Below are 18978 nucleotides of genomic sequence, written 5' to 3'. Positions count from 1 at the left end.
ACCCTTCTTACTTATCTTTTTTGCCATTGTGAAGTTCGGTTACGAAGTGCTTTCGTTCCCCATTCATATACAACTCTCACTACAATATTTGTAACAACAATAAGTACACTCATTGCAGCTGCTGGCGCTACATTTCCTGCATCATCCATATTTACGATTGATACGGCAGCTAGTTTAAAATCAGCTGCATATAGGAATACAACTGCCGATACAGTTACCATTGAATTTACGAAGTAGTACATTACCATTTCTAAAATTGCTGGTAAACACATTGGTACTGTTACTCGGAAGAATGTTTTATAAAACGGAATACCCATCGACTGCGAAACAAGCTCAAACTCTCGGTCTAATTTCTTTAAGGCAGTCGTTGCCGTGACAAATGTTACAGAATAAAAATGAATGATATTTACTAGTACTAATACAGCGATTGTTCCGTATAAAGAATGAAACGGATTCGTTACTGATAGTCCAAGAATTTGAATCGTTGGTTGACTAAAGAAAAAGACATATCCTAATCCGAGTACTAAACCTGGTATCGCTAACGGCACTATAGAGAAAAAGTAACCTGTTTTTCTGAAAAATTGTAGCTGGTCTATTTTCTCAATTGCATATGCGAATGCAAATGTTAAAATCGCCCCAATAACTGCTGTAACTGCTGAAACAATTACGCTATTTTTAAATGCTTCAAGTCCATCTCCTGTTAAACTTGAAAAATTAAAATGCTCAAATGTAAAACTCATATTATATGGCCATACTTTCACACTTGCAGCAATACCAACTGCAACAAATAATAGAATGATCATAAGTGTAATCACACTACAATATATGAATAAGATTACATCTCTTTTCTTATTAGCTATTATTCTGTACGGTACTGCTTTTGAAGATAAGAAATTCGCCTGCTTTCTTTGCGTAATACGATCAACTACAAATGCGAATATAGCTGGGATTAATAAAATCATTCCGACAGTTGCACCCATCGGCATATTTTGCTGTCCAATTACTTGTTTGTATACGTCAGTAGCAAGCACATTATATTGACCACCAACAATTTTTGGTGCCCCAAAATCAGTAAAACTAAGTGTAAACACAACAAACATTGCACTAATTAATCCGTACTTTACACTAGGTAAAGTAACCGTGAAAAATTGCTTTGTTTTACTCGCCCCTAACATATTAGAAGCTTCATATAAACGATAATCAGATCCTTGGAAGGCAATTAGCAATATAAGAAAGGCTTGCGGAAATGTATACATAACTTCAGCTATTACAATTCCTACTGGTCCATATAAAGGGATTTGTATACCTTCAAATAAACCAAACATTCCTTTCGTTACTAGCCCTTGATTACCAAATAAATATGTAAGTGCTATACCGTGCATCATCGTTGGTGCGAACAATGGTAATAACGCTACATACTGAAATACACGCTTTCCAAAAACATTCGTACGGGCAATTGCATATGCGTAAACGAATGCGATTGCAACTGAAATAATTGTTGTTGCGCCCGAAATCCATACTGTATTTTGTAAAGACTGAACTAAAGTTGGTGTTGTGAAATATTTACTGAAATTCGATAAACCAACGAAAACTCCATCTTTATTATAAAAAGCTTGTGTAAATAGTTGTAATAGCGGTAATACAAGTATGATAAGGAAAGAAAAAATCATACCGATAATTACGAGCCTTTGGATCCATTCCTCTTTCCCTATAATTCTCTTAATCTTTTTTTTCGTACTTTCTACCTTATAGTTTTCTAACATCTCCATCTATACAATGACCTTCTTTCCATATGACAACATATGATTTTCTGAGAAAGAGATTTGAATCGGCTTTCCTTTTCTAATAGCCGTTGCTTCTACTTCTGATGCTAATATATCCACTACAATTTTCTCATTATAAAGGTGTGTGTTTTCTTCTAAGACTCGCACTTCCGTCCGATATACAGATCCGCGAAATTCCATACTTTCCACAACTGATTTAATACCGTCCTTTTGTACAATTGTTACATGTTCAGGACGAATTGCATGTTCTTCGTTATTTTTCGAAAAGAAATTAATAGAACCAATAAAATCTGCCACAAACGGATTGGCTGGTCTTTGATAAATCTCCTCTGGTGTTCCAATCTGCATAATTTCCGCATGATTCATTACAACAATTTTATCAGCCATCGTTAATGCCTCTTCTTGATCATGCGTTACCATAATCGTCGTTACTCCTATTTTCTCTTGCAAATCACGCATTTCCCTACGTAATTTTTCACGCACTTTTGCATCTAAAGCTGATAACGGCTCATCGAGTAACAAAATATCTGGAGACAGAGCGAGCGCACGTGCAAGTGCTACTCGCTGCTGTTGTCCACCAGACATTTGAGCAGGATATTTATCTTTTACATTCAGCAAATCTACAAGTTTTAACGCATCTAGCGCTTTCTCTTTCACTTCTGCTTTCCCATATTTTTTTGTCTTTAAGCCGTATTCAATATTTTCAAGTGCTGTTAAATTCGGAAATAAAGCATACGATTGGAAAACCATTCCGAAGTTTCTCTTTCCAGGAGGCAATGCTGTAATATCTTTTCCATTCACAGCTATACTGCCAGTCGTTGGTTCCTCTAGTCCCGCTAAAATGCGAAGCAACGTCGTTTTCCCACAGCCACTTGGGCCTAATAAACAAACAAACTCATTTTTTTTCACAGTAAAAGAAATATCTTTTAACGCTGTAAATGCATCAAACTGTTTTTGAATGTGTTGAATTGATAAATATTCGCTCATTTTTCTCTCTCCCACTCACTTACTTTTTCGGTTCTGCTTTTTGGCCAAACTCTTTTTCCCATTTTTCTAAAATTTTGTCACGATTTTCTGCTGCCCATTTAAAGTCATTCTTTTTATATAATTTTTCCGTAACATCTTTCGGGAATCCCTCTGGAAGTTTATAGTCATTTTTAATTGTCGCAAATCCATTTTTCTCAAAGTATAACTTCATTACATCATCAGTAATTGCCCAATCTAAAAATGCTTGCGCTAATTTATCATTTTTCGCATTATCTTTCTTAATAAGTGCGTTCGCTTCTACTTCCCATCCTAATCCTTCTTTCGGCAGTACAACTTCAACTGGTGCACCTTTTTGTTTCTCTTTTAAAGCACTATAAACCATTGATACACCGACTGGATATTCACCTGCTCCTGCTAATTTCGCTGGTTTTGAACCTGAATGCGTATAACTTGCCATATTATCATGAAGTTTCTTCATGTAATCCCAGCCTTTATCTTCACCCATAATTTGTAGCCATGCAGAAACTGTTAAAAATCCTGTTCCAGATGATGCTGGATGTGGCATAACAAGTGTTCCTTTATACTCTGGTTTCGTTAAATCTTCATATGATTCTGGCATCGGTAAATTTTTCTTCTTTAACTCTTCTTTATTTACAGCAATCCCCGTCATAAATGCAGTATTTCCTACCCATTTTTCAGGTTGCTTATCATCTTTAAATTGTGGAAGAACACGATCTGCTCCTTTTGGAGAGTATCCTTTTAACATATCTTTTTTATCTAAAGCTAATAGACTTGATGCCGCAGTTCCCCATACAACATCTGCTTGTGTATTTTTCCCTTCAGCTAGTAATTTCGCAGTAATAACTCCTGTTGAATCACGTACAATGTTCAATTTCACATCAGGATATTTCTTTTTAAAGGAATCAAGATAAATTGGTACAAGCTCTTCTTCAATGGCTGTGTAAACAGTTAATGATCCAGATAATTTGTCATCTTTCACTTTCGCTCCAGCACTTTCTTCTTTCTTTGCACCACACCCCATTAATAACGAAAATACCATTCCAGTCGCTACAGCTTTAAAGATTGTTTTTTTCACTGTTTCTCTCTCCTTTTACAAATCTTATGTACAACTCAAATATAAACAACTAGTGTAAAAGCAGTATTAAACCAACATTAATCTTTTGTTTGTTGTTTGTTTTTGTGTAATACGTTGCTACTTCTATGTTTTTTCGCATTTTTCTGCTAATAGAAAACACTAAATTTACAAATAATTAAAAAAACCTTTATAATCCCACAAAAAAATGAGGCGTTTGTAAAAAACGCCTCATTTTTGTTTCCCTTTTTTTGAATTACGATTAGCATACTTTGTGCTATTTTCTCCTTCATACTCTAATGCAAATTCTGCATCTGGTAAGCTTTCTTTCGGAGTTTTATTATTATTGATTGCCGCATTTTGTTTCACTTTTCTTTTTACCAATACATTCACCTGCTCTCAAGAAATCACTTTCTACTCTAGTTTGAAACAACTTAAAATAATTATTACTGGCAAGTGTTAACAAGTACATAAGAGGCGTTAGATGGAAATACTACGTATGAAGAAATCATTATAAAAAGGAGCGATAATTTTGAAGAAAAAAGAAAAGATTCAATCACCAATTTTAGACGAAACGCTCCCGCATCAAATGAATTTTCCATCTTTTAAAGGAACAGGAAAAACGATGCAACAACCTTTTGTGAATCAATATGATGTTGTAATTGGAGACAGTAAATATAATTCCGAGAACAGTCCACTTAACAATTGGAGTGATAAAATAGATCCTGCCATTATGGCTGGCGATGAGTGGATCCATCCTACAAATGATATTGGGTGGATTTCAGAAGAAAATCAAGAGTTGCTAAAAAACGAAGCGGATAATAAAAATGAAGCTTTTATGCATCCACAATTTGGAATTAACGACTAAAAAACCATTCTACCTAACGTAGGTAGAATGGTTTCATACTATCCAATAATAATCCGCTCTTTCGGGTATTTATAGCGAGGTGGTTGTTCCCTTCCACCACTAGCTAAAATAAATGTTAAAATACCAACGCGTCCGATAAACATAAGCACAATAAGTACAAGTTTCCCAACAGTTGTTAAATCAGGCGTAACACCTGTTGATAGTCCCGTCGTTCCGAAAGCAGAACAAACTTCAACAATTAAGCTCATAAGCGGTACATTTTCCGTAATAGATAAAATGAATAGCGCAGTAGCACATAACAAAATCCCCATCGTCATAACGACAGATGCTTTCAGTACATCCTCTTCATGTAGCTGACGTTTGAAGACTCTAACTGTTCTACCACCCCTTGCAAAGGTATATAGTGACAATATACTAACAGCAAATGTTGTTGTACGTATTCCGCCCCCAACCGAACTTGGAGATGCCCCTATAAACATTAATATACTCATAAATAAAAGCGTCGGTTGTGACAATTCACGTATATCCATCGTAGCAAGTCCACCACTTCGCGTCGTCACAGATTGGAATAATGTATAAAATACAGTTTCATGCCATGACTTTCCTACTAAAAAATGATTTCTCTCCAGTAAAAAAATCATAATTGTACCAACAACAACGAGTGCAAAAAATGTTGTTGTCGTCAATTTTGTAAATAATGAAAAACGGAATAATTGTTGTCTCCTTTTACTAAGGAATTGTTTCACTTCCATTAGCACAGGGAAACCAATCGCTCCTAAAATAATTAGTAACATATGAATCATTTGAACAATATAATCTTTTTTATAAGGAATTAATGATTGTCCTGTTAAATCAAATCCGCCGTTCGTAGTCGCACTAACAGCTGCAAAGAAACCGTGAAAATAAGCTTCTTTCCAAGTCGGAAAGTAAAGTAAAAATCTTGTACCTAATAGGATTGCTCCAATAAGTTCTATTGAAATAATTACAATCAAAATAGAACGCATCAATTCTACAAGACCCGATAAATTCCCTTGATTATGGTCTGCCATAATTAATCTTCTTCTTTGCAAACCAATCTTTTTCCCCGTAATGATCCAAACAAATGTACCAAGCGCCATAATTCCTAAGCCGCCTAATTGTAGAATAAGGGCTAAAACAATAATTCCTGCTGTAGTAAACGTATCTGAAATCGTAATAACAGACAGTCCCGTAACGCTTACCGCACTAACCGATGTAAAAAGCGCATCTATAAATGTCCATTTCACACCAGGCTTCGTAACAAACGGTAAACTAAGCAATATCACCGATACAACTACTGCTAACAAATAAAACAAAACGATGAGTTGTACAGGACGTAATTTTTGTAAAAACTTTTTTATATCTCTCATTCCATCACTTCGCTACCTTTTTTCTATCGATTAAATAAAGAAAAATCTTTACTTTCTTTATTTGTAAATAACTGCTCAAATAATTTGGCAAAGACCATTCCATATACAGTTCCATTACCTCCATACGGCAATGCGTAAAACAAATTATGTATCTTTTCGTCTTCTTTTAAAATGGGGAGACCATCATGAGTACCACCAAACGCGGCTGCCCAATAGTAGTCTGCCTGTATATTTTTATACTGCGGGAACATCTCTTTTACAATATTAATAAGGATATCACGCTTATGCAATAATTTCGTATCACCAATTGTTTGAATTTGCAGCGCTTCATCTAATCCGCCTATAATAATGCGGTTTCGATACGTTCGAAAATATAAGTAGGGCCGTGCCGTTTCCCAAATTAACGATCGCTCATGCCAGCCTTCAAACTGATCTATTTCATTTGTTACAATTGCATAAGAGGTGTCTACTGTTGTATTTTTTCTTTCTTTCTTTCCAAAAAGCGCTTCATAACCTGTCGCCATAATAATATTCTTTGCTACAATTTGTTTTCCTGTTTTCGTGTAACAAATTAAATCATTTTTACGTTTTTTTATATGTATTGCCTCTGTATGTTCATATATATTAGCTCCCATTTGATTTGCTTTATGCAAAAGACTGTGCGCTAATAAATACGGATTCACCTCGGCATCACCGTGTGTATATAATGCCGCTTGTTTTATGAAAGGATAACGTTTCTTAATATCAGATTCTGTAAAATACTCAACAGGAAATCCATAATTCTGTAACGTATTGTACTCCTCTTGTAAAAATGAGACATCCTCACTTTTACTTGCATAATATAAACTACTTCTCGGAATAAAATAGGGATCAATATCGAGAGTAGGTACCACTTTCTCCATTGTCCGTAACGCCTCGTAACACAGTTTATATGCTCGTACCCCTTTTTCTTCACCAAATGTATGGATAAGTGAGGTTAACGATTTATCATGAAGAAACTGTAATACACCTACATTTGCAAATGTACTACCACATGCAATTTCTCTTTTTTCAATAAGCATTACACTCATACCTATTTTCGCTAAAGAATACGCTATATGGGCACCTGCTTCGCCACTTCCGACTACAAGCACATCACATATCATATCATTTCCTAACGGTGGATAACAAGGTACTGAAACTCCTGTATTCCAAAACAACTTACCTGTCATAAGTTTCATAATTATACTCCTAAAATATAAATTTCTCCTTTCTATGTTTTGTTATTTTTCATAAAAAAATCCAACTAACATAGGCTAGTTGGATTTTTTATTTTTAATTAGAACGCTCTTCAAGCCAATTTCCAATCGTCGGATATGTTTGTTTTACAGCTGTTCCACCGTAAACGATAGACATATGCCCTGTTGGTAAACATACATATTGTTTATCTGTGCTAGAAATATGGTCTAGTAATGCTTCTACTTGACATGGCAAAGCGATATGATCACGTTTCCCGGAAATATTTAAGACATTCGCCTTAATATTTGCAAGATCTACCTTTTGTCCGCGAATAACGAGTTCACCCTTAACCAATTTATTATTTTGATAGAAATCACGAATCCACTGTCTGTATGATTCACCTGGGAACGGAATACCATCACCAACCCACTTTTGAACCAATCTCCAGCTTTCGACGAAGCGTTCATTCTCTGAACGATCTACTAGAGCAACATATGGACCAACAAAGTTCGTAATTGGCTTTAACATTTTGTTTCCGAAATCAATCATTTCTGGCGGAATATTTCCAAATGTATCAACCGCTTTATCTAAATTGAAGTATTTCTCATCTAATAAAGGACCATACAATCCTGTTTCAGAGAAATCAAAAGGACTTGTCATGAAAATTAAATTACGAATTGGCATGTGCGGATGAAGCGCTGCATAAATAGAAGTTAGCGTTCCACCCATGCAATAACCAAGTAAAGAAATCTCGTCCGATTTTGCAGTTCGCATTACTTTTTTTACTGCTTTTGCAATATAATCAAACACGAAATCATCAAATTTCAAATGACTATCTTCTAAACCAAATGTGCCCCAATCAAGCATATATACATCAAAACCACGATCCACTAGATATTCCACTAAACTATTTCCAGGAGTTAAATCCATAATATATGGTTTATTAATAAGAGCATATATTAACAGAATTGGAACTCTTTGTATTTTTTCTTGTTTTGGAATGTAGCGATAAAGCTTCGTCTTATTCTTCGTCCAAATAACCTCTTTCGGCGTTAATCCGACTTGCGGCTCTGGTTCACGTAATAAAATTTCACTCGCCCTTTTCACTCGGCGGTATGCTTTTCGGTACTCTTCTGGGTATAGCTCTAATTGCTTTTCCCATTCTGTTGCGAATGTAGTCATTTTTCTATCTCCTTTTTGGTCGATTTCCTTCTTAAAAAAAAGAAGTGCATTCCTGCTATGGATATGCACTTTTTTCTTACTTCATTACATATATAATCCGCCGTTAATGTTTAATTGTTGACCTGTGATATACGCACCGTCACGGCATAGGTATACTACACCTTTTGCAATTTCATCAGCTTGACCAAAACGTTTTTTCGGGATTTTTGCAACGATTTTTTGACGTACTTCTTCTGGTACTTCTGCTACCATTTCAGTATCAATAAATCCTGGGCAAATAGCATTTACAGTGACATTTGTTTTTGCAAGTTCTAACGCTAATGATTTTGTAAATCCTAACATCCCCGCTTTTGCTGCTGAGTAGTTTGTTTGGCCAAATCCACCTGCTTGACCAATAATAGAAGAAATGCTAATAATTCTTCCTTCTTCTGCTTCCGTTATGTATGGAAGAACCGCACTTGTCGTATTAAATACGCTGCTTAAATTCACGTCAATTACGCGCTCCCAATCTTCACGATTTAACTTTTTGAATGTACGGTCTCTTGTAATACCAGCATTATTAACAAGAATATCAACTTTACCAAAATGATTCACAGCTTCTTCTACAAGTCGGTTTGCATCTTCTACTTTAGAAACATCCGCTTGCACTGCATAAACGTCATGTCCGTCTTTTCCTAATTCATTTACTAAATTTTCAGCTGCTTCTTTACTGCTATTATAGTTAATAACTACTTTCGCTCCCTCTTGTGCTAATGCTACTGTAATTGCTTTTCCAATTCCTTTTGCTCCACCTGTTACGATTGCTACTTTTCCATTTAATTGAACCATTTCTTTTCCCCCTTAAATGAATTTGTGAACGATTGTTATGAATCATTTTGGTACTCATACTATAGAGTCCATATATAATTATGTTTCGCTGTTTATACGTGAAAAGAGATTCTCCCTCTCTCTTTTATCTGTTATAAACAAGCGCTTTTATCATTTTTTATTTTCTGGTTTATTCGCAGGCTTTACCTCTTCTTTTACAGGTACTTGTAGTTTAGCTAGTACTGCATTTTGCTTTTCTAGCAATTCTAAAATTTGATCTACTTTTGTTTCAAGCGTACGAATATCTTGTTTTACTTTCGTTACATCACGCTTTAATGTAGGAGCTTGCCCTAAAGAATCTACTTTCTCCTCTAGAAACTCCTCAATGTTATCTACTTTATTTTCTAAGTTAATAACAAGCGTAGCCACTCTTGCGATATCCTCTTTCGTCGGCACATTTACTTGTTCTAAATAGTTTTTTGTCGTATCATTTAATGCTTTTTGATAAAACAAATTCAAATCTAGAACGCTGCCCATCCAAGCAGAATATTCTTCTGTTTTAATTGTTTCATTGAGCGCTTTTCCCCAAAATGTTTCGGTTTGTTCATAAGCATTTTTCCATGCTTGTAGTGGATCGAATTTTTGATCAATCACTTTACCTACACTCCCTTTTTCGTTTTTGAAACAATTCAACCTATTCACTATTTTCTAATATTCTGAATAAAACTTCAAGTCTATATTTTATTTTTTTCTATTTTCTAACAAATGTGTTGACTTTAAAAACAGATAGGTGTAAATTGCACTTATAAGCAAAAAATTCCATCTAACTGATTCATGAGGTGATGCACAATCATGCTACAAAATGAACCAGAACAACGCGAAAGTTTGGAGAGCAACCAAGCGAAACAACCAAACTCCATGCCAAAAAACTTCTTAGTTCCCTTCTTACTTCTCTGTCTAAAAGACTGGAGTCTTCATGGTTACAAACTTATTCAAATGCTAATGGATATCGGCTTTTCTTCTGTTGACCAAGGTAATGTTTATAGAACACTACGCAAATTAGAAAAAGAAAACCTTATTTCTTCTACTTGGGATACAAGCGATGGAGGGCCGGCAAAAAGAATTTATTCTTTAACTGAATATGGAGAGCAATATTTAACAACATGTGCGACTTCTTTTGAACATTATCAAAATATGTTGCGAACGTTTTTCACGTTATACACCAATGCATTCTTTCCATTTTCTACTTCTCCAGAAAAGGATGAAACGGATTCTTCATCTTCACCTGGTGGTACAGCAGAGTAATCTGCGTTCACAATATGCAAAAAAACATTTGGGGGTCAAACAATGGAAACTAAACCATACGAATTAGTCGATGCATTTTGGAAAAACTGGTCTCAATCACTTTCCCTTTTCTCTTCAGCTGGGAAGCAATTAGAGCAACTTACTTTAGAAACATTAAAACAACAACAAGACGCTTTGCATAAATTAACATCAGGAGTAGATGAACTAGAAAAAGAACTACAACAACTCACTGCTCAGTTCAATAACCAATATACAGATTACGTGAAACAATTAACTGGAAACTCCTTAAATGATCAAATTAACGAGTGGCAGGACAAATGGAAGGAACTTTCTGCTCATATGCATCAGCTTACTGTTTCTCCTACAAAAACATCATTGTCAATTCTTACCCAAACAAGCGGCCAATTTGAAGAAACAACAAAACAATTTATTGAGCAACAACAATTACAACGTGAAGAGGCTCAAAAACAGTTAGAGGGTTTTTTGGAAGAGTTCAAGTCAAAACAGTTGGAACTCGCAAAAAAGTTCGAGGAAAACTCAAAAAATCTATTTACTTCCATCAAGTAAGAAAAATGTGGGAGCTAACCGCAGCACAAACAAAACTCTTTCTTCCTCCTACTACATCAAGATGGCTAACATTTTTCGATATGGAAAAGAAGGAGGACAAAATGAATCCATTTCAAGAAGCACAAACTGTTCCGGAGCTTCGCTATGATGAGATTCAAGTCGGTGATCAAGCATCCCTTACAAAAACAATTACAGATGAAGATGTTATCAATTTTGCAAAATTGACTGGGGATGTGAATCCTATTCACATTTTAGATTCTTTTGCAAAAACGACAATGTTTAAAGAACGTATTGCTCACGGTATGCTCGTTTCGAGTTTTATTTCTACCATCCTTGGAACGAAACTCCCAGGCAAAAATACGATTTATTTATCCCAAAATGTTTCATTCCGTGCCCCTGTCAAAATCGGTGATACACTTCGCGTTGTGGCAGAGGTTATTAAGAAGCGTGATGATAAAAAAATCATTACGCTACAAACAAACATATATAATCAATCAGATGATATTGTCGTGGAAGGAACAGCGACAATACTAAAAAAAGAGTAGCAAATTTGCTACTCTTTTTTCTATCCAAGAACTTCTAATCGCACCGATTACTTCCGCGTATGAGTACGTCGTTTCCACATAAAATAACGTTACCAGTTTAGATAAGAACTTAGCTGAACTGGACTACTCATAAGGATGTGTATCAACATGGTAAAAACAAACAAATTATTAGTTCCAGGTGCAGAACAAGCACTTGAACAATTTAAATATGAAATTGCACAAGAATTTGGTGTAAGCTTAGGATCTAATACAGCATCTCGTTCTAACGGTTCAGTTGGCGGTGAAGTAACAAAACGTCTTGTTGCTTTAGCTCAACAACAATTACGTGGATAATAATATAACATATGGCTTAGAGGCAGATATTCTCTGCCTCTTTCTATTTTCAACATACATAATGGTGCTTTTTCACATACTAATCAAAACGAAAGGAGCGATCTGTAAAATGAAACGGATTAATATTAGCATGAGCCCTCCCCGCGTTCTTACTTTGTCTTTTCTTGTATTATCAGTTGTCGGCACATGTTTATTAAAACTACCCATTGCTACGACAACGTCCATTTCATGGCTCGATGCCTTATTTACAACCGTTTCCGCTTGTACTGTTACTGGGCTTGGTGTTGTAGATACTGGAAAAGTATTTACTTTGTTTGGACAATGTGTCATTTTAACGCTTATACAAGTTGGCGGGCTTGGCATTATGAGCTTTGCTGTCTTAATTGCGATTATGCTCGGAAGAAAAATCGGTCTTCAAAATCGAATTTTACTGCAACAAGCATTAAATCAAACGAATATCGGCGGCATCATCCGTCTTGCCAAAGCATTATTTTTATTCTCTTTTACAGTCGAATGTATCGCTACTATAATTCTTTCTTTTGAATGGGTACCAAAATATGGGGTTATGAAAGGGATCTATTATAGTTTTTTCCATTCAATCTCAGCCTTTAACAATGCTGGCTTTTCTGTGTGGAGCGATAATTTAATGTCCCATTCTCATAGCATTCTTGTCAATCTCGTCATTTCCTCTCTCATCATTTTAGGTGGAATTGGTTTTACAGTAATCGTAGACATAAAAAGAAAGAAAAACTTTAAAAACCTTACACTACATTCAAAACTTATGCTCTCTTCTACTCTAATCGTCAACATTATTGCTACCCTTTTTATTTTTATATTCGAGTTCCATAACTCCCTTTCTATGAGAGGTTTTACCCCATTTGAAGAAGGATTGGCCTCTTATTTTCAAGCAATTTCAACGCGAACTGCCGGGTTTAATACTGTTGATATTTCTACATTGTCAAAACCTTCTCTCCTATTAATGATGCTCCTTATGTTTATTGGTGCTGGTAGCGCTTCAACTGGTGGTGGGATTAAGTTAACAACATTTTTAATCATATTTTTTGGCGTATTTAAATTTTTACAACAACAAGAGGATATTGTCGTATTTAAAAAATCCATTAAAGATACTCTCATTGTCAAATCATTAACCATTACTATTATTTCAATTTCATTTATCTTTTTTGCTATTTTAATTTTGAGTATTACTGAGCGAGTTCCTCTATTGATGAGTGCTTTCGAAGTATTTTCAGCATTTGGGACTGTTGGCCTCAGTATGAATTTAACACCCCACTTAACTATAATCGGAAAAGCTATTATTATCTTTATGATGTTTTTCGGGAAAATGGGTCCTTTAACATTGGCTTTTTCATTTGCTCGTAAAAAGAACCTGAAAATAAAATATCCGAATGAAGATATTTTAACAGGTTGACAACCGTATAAATTATCCATATAATGAGAATACAATAACATATCTCCAAAGGGGAGTAGCGTCCAAGAATATTTCTTGGAAACAAAGTCGTCATTACGTAGAACTTAGTTCTTCCGGCTTTGTTGGCATTTTTTATTACATATGTCTAGCAAGACCTTTGCCTATTAACGGCAGAGGTCTTTTTTGCATTCACTTCCAGATTCTTCCAAAGTTAATAGGCAGGAGTATGGGGAAACTAAATAGTGGGGAAATTCTTCACTTATTTAGAACTTATAGAAATGAGAGGAGAATGTACATGGATGTATCATTATTATTGGAGTATGGTTGGGTATTACTCATCCTAATTGCACTTGAAGGGATTTTAGCGGCTGATAACGCTCTTGTTCTTGCAATTATGGTAAAACATTTACCAGAAGAAAAAAGAAAGAAAGCACTATTTTATGGATTAGCGGGGGCATTTGTTTTCCGATTTGGATCGTTATTTATGATTTCTTTCTTAGTCGATGTATGGCAAGTGCAAGCAATCGGTGCCATCTACCTTATGTTTATCGCTGGTAATCACTTATTTAAAACATATGTTAAAAAGAACACAGATGAAGAAACAGAAGAAAAAGAAGCAAAGAAAAAACAAGAGAACTTTTGGTGGACTGTATTTAAAGTTGAGGTTGCTGATATCGCCTTCGCAGTTGATTCAATTTTAGCTGCTGTTGCACTAGCAATGACTTTACCAAAAACAGGATTAGGTACAATTGGTAGTCTTGATACTGGGCAATTCGTTGTTATCTTTGTAGGTGGACTTATCGGATTAATCATTATGCGATTTGCAGCAACTGCTTTCGTACAAATCTTAAAACGTAAACCAGGACTTGAAACCGCAGCATTCTTAATTGTAGGTTGGGTTGGTGTGAAGCTAGCAGTTTATACATTAGCACACCCTGCATTAAATGTAATTCCACATTCATTCCCAGAATCCACTCCGTGGAAGCTTACATTCTGGATTGTATTAGTCGGAATCGCAGTTGGTGGTTGGTTCTTCTCAAAAGAAGTAGAAGTAAAAGTAGAAAAGAATTTAGACGAAAAAGCGCTGTAATTACAGCGCTTTTTCTTTTTTCTTTCTTCCTCCCAATGTCCAGAAAAAATTCCATTATACTACCTTTTGTAAACGTTTTCTTAATGTATGTATGTCCTTTTTGTGAAACATTGCACAAACTTATTGAAAGTGAGAACAATTCCATGTACTTTATTCATATAAGGAGTATTTATAGAAGATTTACTAAAGGAGCGTATTACTCATGCTAGAACAAGGACTAGATTATGTTGTCAAACTGGCTAAAAGCAAAAAGAAAATACTAGATACAAACCCAATGCAATATTTCATTCGTGCTGCACTTGCGGGTATTTATATCGGTTTTATTATTGTACTATGTTTTAAATTAGGTAACTTTTTTCACATTGCAGATTCACCAGCAACTTATTTAGCTGCTTCTATGTTTTTCGGGATTGCTCTCGTACTTATTATATATGGCGGTGCTGAATTGTTTACTGGGAACACAATGTACTTTACTGTAGCAACTTTAAGAAAAGAAACAACGATTTCTGATACACTACGTAACTGGGTTGCTTGTTATGCAGGTAACTTAGCCGGCGCGTTATTCTTTGCCTTACTATTTTACGCAACTGGAATTTTTGAAGCAATTGATCACGGTCACTTAATGAGTAAAGTCGTTGAAGGAAAGATGAACACACCTACAATGCAGTTATTCTTTAAAGCCATTTTATGTAACTGGCTCGTATGTCTTGCTTGTTTCTTACCTTCTCAGGTTAAAGGTGACACAGCAAAAATAATAGTCATGATGCTACTTGTTTTCACATTCTTCTTATCTGGTTACGAACATAGTATTGCAAACTTATCACTCTTTGCTTTATCTTTAGTTTCACCGCATCCTGAGACAATTTCTTTTTCAGGTGCTATTCATAACTTAATTCCTGTTACAATCGGTAACATTATTGGCGGATCAGTATTTGTCGGTATGGTATACCACTACTTAACAAAGAAAACACCTGAAGTTCAACAGGAAGAAACTGAAATCGCAGCAGCTCAACAAGAAGAGATTATTCCTTTACAAGCACATATGAAACATTAAAAACTCCAAAGTTTTACTTTGGAGTTTTTAGCTTCCCACGTATTTAACAACAAGGTGAGGATTAATTTCTCCTTCTTCTTTTCCCTTATCCATTCTCTGTTTCATCTTGTGCATACCGATGACATCATTCGTATGAAGGTGAATTTCATTCACATATAATCCCTCTGTACAAAAAGCTTCTACAAAATCTAGTCCATTTTTTGCTCTCCACCCCATATTAAAATCAAGGGAAAGAATATTCACATCATAATTCCGAACCATTTGCAAGGCACATTCTACCGTAGTTGCGGACACATACCCGAACGGGCAACTTCTTTGATCACCCATATATACGTTCATTTTTGACTCCCTCTCTAATTTGAATATGCGGCCAATACATAACACATTGCCCCAAGACTAATAAAAGGACCAAATGGAATTGGCTTTCCTACTTCTATACGTTTTAATACGATACCAATCCCGAAAAAACAAAGACTAAAACAAGATGCTAAAAATAAAACGATAAAAACTCCCTTCACTCCTACTATAAAACCAAGTAACGAAAGTAGTTTTATATCTCCTCCGCCAAGCCCTTCTGGATATATCTTTTGCATGCAATATAACAAAAGGAATATAACACCACTACCAACTATACTATCTGTCCAAGTAACTAATTGTACAAAAATACTTTCGAGAATGAGTAAAACGGCAAACGAAATTAAAATACAATCAGGAATTAACATATATAAGTAATCTGTAACTGAAATAATAAGAAGTAGCGAAAAAAGGGATAAAATGATAATAAGTTCTCGTTCTATTCCAATCATATACACGGTAAGAAGAAATATACTTCCTGTTATACATTCAAATGCTACATATATAATTGGAATTTTCCTCTTACAATTCGTACAACAGCCTCTTTGTATATAAAATGAAATGATGGGGATTAGTTCTTTTGGCCTTAGCACATATTTGCAATAATAACAATGTGAACGCGGGGTAATAATAGACGCACCTAATGGAACCCTCACCGCAACTAACATAAAAAAAGAACCAAACACCATCCCTGCTAACAGTGCATATAAATAAGTGAACATCCCTTCCTCTCCTTTCCAAAAAAACATAGCAAAAAAAGGAGAGAACTTCTACTTCATATTATCCTTTATTCTACTAAAAAAGCAGGCCATTTTCCGGCCTGCTTTCCCCTCTTTTATACGATGAAATATACTGCTTTTAATGGTCCATGTACTCCGACAACAAGATTCATCTCAATGTCAGCCGAGTTACTTGGCCCTGTAATAAAGTTAATACAAGATGCCGCTGTCTCCCCATTTTCTACGCGTGAGTTCATATCCTGAACTGCTTGTGTAATACGAGGCACAAGTGTTTCACGTGGAATAATAGCAAAATATACAGTCGGTAAAAAGTGTAAAGAACGTCCCTGCCCTTTATGACTTTGTACAACAATTGTACCAGATTCGGCTAATGTATAATCACTAAATGCAATACCAATATTCGCTTTTTCAGCTAAACGCATATTTTCGTCTTTTCTCTCTGGATCCCATACGTTTACTTCAACGTCTCGCTTTGGAAGTTCTTCTTTAAATAAAGATGTTAAACCATATGCATCAAAACGATCATCTGCTGATAATAAAATAGGTCCCCCGCCGTTTTCCATGATTACTTTTTGAAGGTCTTCACCTAAACGGTCATTTGTCGTTTCTACTACAGTTGTATGAATGTTTGTACATTGCTTTTTAAACACTTCTAGTAATTCTTCTTGTGAATAATCTTTTAACGTTTCTATATTCACATTACTTTTCCATACTGGACGCTCTACACCTTCTGTTTTACGTGCGCGCCCAAGTTCTTTTGCAATGTTATCTAGAAAGGCATCACGGTTTTGAATTAATCCTGTCATTATTTATCCCCGCCTTTCTTATGATCTTTATACCAATCACGGAATCGTTCTTTACTTGGAGCTGGGAATTCACGAATATCCGTCCAGTTTTTAAGTGGTCCAACACCTTTTGATACACGATTACCAGATGTAAATGGACTCATTGCCGCTGGTGCCATTTTTGAACCCATTTTATATAAAGCAGCTGAAGAAGCACCCATACTAAACATTTTCATCGCTAGTTTTTCTGCAAGTGGTGCACGACCTTCTTGCTCAACGATGACTTGACGATGTTTTAATAATAAATCATGCAATGGAATTTTTACTGGACAAGCTTCTGTACATGCTCCGCATAAACTAGATGCATAAGGAAGCTCTTTGTAATCATCATATCCACCTAGAAGCGGTGTTAATACCGCACCGATTGGTCCTGAGTAAATCGATCCATATGAATGTCCACCAACGTGACGATATACAGGACATACGTTAACACAAGCAGCGCAACGAATACATTGTAATACGGAACGGAATTCAGATCCAAGAATTTGAGAGCGACCATTATCAACAACCACTAAATGGAATTCTTCAGGTCCATCAACTTCCTCTTCTTGAATTGGTCCTGCTACTGTTACATAACTTGTTAATTTTTGACCTACTGCACTACGACATAGTAAACCAACTAAAACATCTAATTCTTCCATTGTCGGAACCATACGTTCCATACCCATTACCGCAATTTGTGTTTTAGGAATTGACATAACAAGATCTGCATTACCTTCATTCGTTACTAAACAAAGAGATCCAGTATTTGCAACAGCAAAGTTACAACCAGTTACACCAATTTCTGCATCCATAAATTTCTCACGAAGTTGTTTACGAACAAACTTTGTCATTTCATATGGGTCATCAGAATTTTCATAGCCTAGCTTTTCTTTAAATACATCGCGAATTTGCGTTCTATTTTTATGAAGTGCAGGTGCAATAATATGTGAAGGTGGATCGTTATCTACTTGCAAAATATACTCTCCTAAGTCACTCTCTAACACTTCACAGCCAATCTCTTCAAGCGCATGGTTCATACTAATTTCTTCTGTTACCATCGACTTTGATTTTACTACTTTTTTCGCTTGTTTCTTTTTGGCAACGTCTTGAATATACTTTGCAGCTTCCTCTTTCGTCTTCGCAAAGTACACGTGTCCGCCTCTTTTTGATACATTTTCACTTAACTGCATTAAGTAATAATCCAGATTTTCTAACGTATGTTGACGAATTTGTTCACCTAGTTCACGCCACTCTTCCCAGTTTCCTAATTCATCTGCAGCTTTTAAGCGATTCGTATATAAACGCGTTTGTGCAGAAGATACTGCTCCGCGCATAAACGAATCTTGAATTCCATCACCAACGCGATCATTAAATTTTTTCTCACTGATTTTCATAGACATAGCTTAT

21 protein-coding genes and 1 riboswitch are annotated in these 18978 nt (G+C 35.5%); of the genes, 8 read left to right on the top strand and 13 right to left on the bottom strand.

Annotation, left to right across the window (positions count from 1 at the left end):
• Nucleotides 1-11: 11 nt before the first annotated feature.
• The 4 genes from ACTFP3_RS03085 to ACTFP3_RS03070 all read right to left on the bottom strand — a co-directional run bounded on the left by ACTFP3_RS03085 (nucleotide 12) and on the right by ACTFP3_RS03070 (nucleotide 4248).
• Nucleotides 12-1769 (bottom strand): putative 2-aminoethylphosphonate ABC transporter permease subunit, encoded by a 1758-nt coding sequence (locus tag ACTFP3_RS03085; protein ID WP_326035616.1) that lies wholly within the window; start codon nucleotides 1767-1769, stop codon nucleotides 12-14.
• The gene (locus ACTFP3_RS03080) at nucleotides 1770-2771 is read right to left on the bottom strand and encodes a putative 2-aminoethylphosphonate ABC transporter ATP-binding protein (RefSeq protein ID WP_000006189.1); all 1002 of its coding nucleotides are present in this window, start codon (nucleotides 2769-2771) and stop codon (nucleotides 1770-1772) included.
• Between the two features lie 19 nt (nucleotides 2772-2790).
• On the bottom strand, nucleotides 2791-3867 hold the full coding sequence (locus ACTFP3_RS03075) for a putative 2-aminoethylphosphonate ABC transporter substrate-binding protein (protein WP_000750893.1): 1077 nt from the start codon (nucleotides 3865-3867) through the stop codon (nucleotides 2791-2793).
• 228 nt (nucleotides 3868-4095) lie between these two features.
• On the bottom strand, nucleotides 4096-4248 hold the full coding sequence (locus tag ACTFP3_RS03070; RefSeq protein ID WP_033728219.1) for a hypothetical protein: 153 nt from the start codon (nucleotides 4246-4248) through the stop codon (nucleotides 4096-4098).
• A gap of 148 nt (nucleotides 4249-4396) precedes the next feature.
• Between ACTFP3_RS03070 and ACTFP3_RS03065 the strand changes: the two genes are divergently transcribed.
• Entirely contained in the window at nucleotides 4397-4732 is a 336-nt protein-coding gene (locus ACTFP3_RS03065) for a DUF3905 domain-containing protein (protein WP_000726025.1), read from the top strand.
• 38 nt (nucleotides 4733-4770) lie between these two features.
• On the opposite strand, the gene ACTFP3_RS03060 is transcribed toward ACTFP3_RS03065, so the two are convergent.
• From ACTFP3_RS03060 to phaR, 5 genes are all read right to left on the bottom strand, one after another.
• Nucleotides 4771-6120 carry a TrkH family potassium uptake protein gene (locus ACTFP3_RS03060; RefSeq protein ID WP_001204705.1) on the bottom strand — a complete coding sequence of 450 codons (1350 nt, stop codon included), beginning with the start codon at nucleotides 6118-6120 and terminating at the stop codon, nucleotides 4771-4773.
• A 23-nt stretch (nucleotides 6121-6143) separates the two neighbouring features.
• Nucleotides 6144-7340 carry an FAD-dependent oxidoreductase gene (locus ACTFP3_RS03055; RefSeq protein ID WP_326035617.1) on the bottom strand — a complete coding sequence of 399 codons (1197 nt, stop codon included), beginning with the start codon at nucleotides 7338-7340 and terminating at the stop codon, nucleotides 6144-6146.
• A 94-nt stretch (nucleotides 7341-7434) separates the two neighbouring features.
• Entirely contained in the window at nucleotides 7435-8520 is a 1086-nt protein-coding gene (gene phaC, locus ACTFP3_RS03050) for a class III poly(R)-hydroxyalkanoic acid synthase subunit PhaC (RefSeq protein WP_256426316.1), read from the bottom strand.
• Between the two features lie 84 nt (nucleotides 8521-8604).
• Entirely contained in the window at nucleotides 8605-9348 is a 744-nt protein-coding gene (locus tag ACTFP3_RS03045) for an acetoacetyl-CoA reductase (RefSeq protein WP_000250407.1), read from the bottom strand.
• 150 nt (nucleotides 9349-9498) lie between these two features.
• Entirely contained in the window at nucleotides 9499-9981 is a 483-nt protein-coding gene (gene phaR, locus ACTFP3_RS03040; protein WP_000566942.1) for a polyhydroxyalkanoic acid synthase subunit PhaR, read from the bottom strand.
• Between the two features lie 198 nt (nucleotides 9982-10179).
• Between phaR and phaQ the strand changes: the two genes are divergently transcribed.
• From phaQ to ACTFP3_RS03005, 7 genes are all read left to right on the top strand, one after another.
• Nucleotides 10180-10632: a poly-beta-hydroxybutyrate-responsive repressor gene (gene phaQ / locus ACTFP3_RS03035; RefSeq protein WP_000939956.1), complete on the top strand. Its 453-nt coding sequence runs from the start codon at nucleotides 10180-10182 to the stop codon at nucleotides 10630-10632.
• 42 nt (nucleotides 10633-10674) lie between these two features.
• Complete coding sequence (gene phaP / locus ACTFP3_RS03030; protein ID WP_000448594.1) at nucleotides 10675-11199, top strand: polyhydroxyalkanoic acid inclusion protein PhaP; 525 nt, start codon at nucleotides 10675-10677, stop codon at nucleotides 11197-11199.
• Between the two features lie 101 nt (nucleotides 11200-11300).
• Nucleotides 11301-11744, top strand: a complete 444-nt coding sequence (locus ACTFP3_RS03025; RefSeq protein ID WP_001067916.1) for a MaoC family dehydratase — start codon at nucleotides 11301-11303, stop codon at nucleotides 11742-11744.
• A gap of 147 nt (nucleotides 11745-11891) precedes the next feature.
• Nucleotides 11892-12077 (top strand): alpha/beta-type small acid-soluble spore protein, encoded by a 186-nt coding sequence (locus tag ACTFP3_RS03020; protein WP_000241212.1) that lies wholly within the window; start codon nucleotides 11892-11894, stop codon nucleotides 12075-12077.
• Nucleotides 12078-12186: 109 nt separating this feature from the next.
• Nucleotides 12187-13506, top strand: coding sequence for a TrkH family potassium uptake protein (locus tag ACTFP3_RS03015; RefSeq protein ID WP_000822361.1), 1320 nt, complete (start codon nucleotides 12187-12189; stop codon nucleotides 13504-13506).
• Nucleotides 13507-13544: 38 nt separating this feature from the next.
• Nucleotides 13545-13711: riboswitch (yybP-ykoY riboswitch) on the top strand.
• A 90-nt stretch (nucleotides 13712-13801) separates the two neighbouring features.
• The gene (locus ACTFP3_RS03010) at nucleotides 13802-14596 is read left to right on the top strand and encodes a TerC family protein (protein WP_000383326.1); all 795 of its coding nucleotides are present in this window, start codon (nucleotides 13802-13804) and stop codon (nucleotides 14594-14596) included.
• Between the two features lie 202 nt (nucleotides 14597-14798).
• Nucleotides 14799-15650 (top strand): formate/nitrite transporter family protein, encoded by an 852-nt coding sequence (locus ACTFP3_RS03005; RefSeq protein WP_000893026.1) that lies wholly within the window; start codon nucleotides 14799-14801, stop codon nucleotides 15648-15650.
• 27 nt (nucleotides 15651-15677) lie between these two features.
• Here the strand turns inward: ACTFP3_RS03005 and ACTFP3_RS03000 are convergent, their stop codons facing one another.
• The 4 genes from ACTFP3_RS03000 to ACTFP3_RS02985 all read right to left on the bottom strand — a co-directional run bounded on the left by ACTFP3_RS03000 (nucleotide 15678) and on the right by ACTFP3_RS02985 (nucleotide 18971).
• A complete protein-coding gene (locus ACTFP3_RS03000) occupies nucleotides 15678-15989 on the bottom strand; it encodes a cyclic-phosphate processing receiver domain-containing protein (RefSeq protein ID WP_440009283.1) in 312 nt (103 codons plus the stop codon).
• Between the two features lie 14 nt (nucleotides 15990-16003).
• Complete coding sequence (locus ACTFP3_RS02995) at nucleotides 16004-16726, bottom strand: prepilin peptidase (protein WP_000495725.1); 723 nt, start codon at nucleotides 16724-16726, stop codon at nucleotides 16004-16006.
• 113 nt (nucleotides 16727-16839) lie between these two features.
• The gene (locus tag ACTFP3_RS02990; RefSeq protein ID WP_000147187.1) at nucleotides 16840-17550 is read right to left on the bottom strand and encodes a LutC/YkgG family protein; all 711 of its coding nucleotides are present in this window, start codon (nucleotides 17548-17550) and stop codon (nucleotides 16840-16842) included.
• Nucleotides 17550-18971 (bottom strand): LutB/LldF family L-lactate oxidation iron-sulfur protein, encoded by a 1422-nt coding sequence (locus ACTFP3_RS02985; protein ID WP_000061930.1) that lies wholly within the window; start codon nucleotides 18969-18971, stop codon nucleotides 17550-17552. Before ACTFP3_RS02985 ends, ACTFP3_RS02990 begins: the two co-directional genes overlap by 1 nt.
• Nucleotides 18972-18978: the final 7 nt, after the last annotated feature.

Origin of the sequence: Bacillus cereus group sp. MYBK5-2 (genome assembly GCF_051915685.1) — a bacterium.
GTDB lineage: Bacteria > Bacillota > Bacilli > Bacillales > Bacillaceae_G > Bacillus_A > Bacillus_A cereus.
This window is presented reverse-complemented; position numbering and strand designations above follow the sequence as displayed.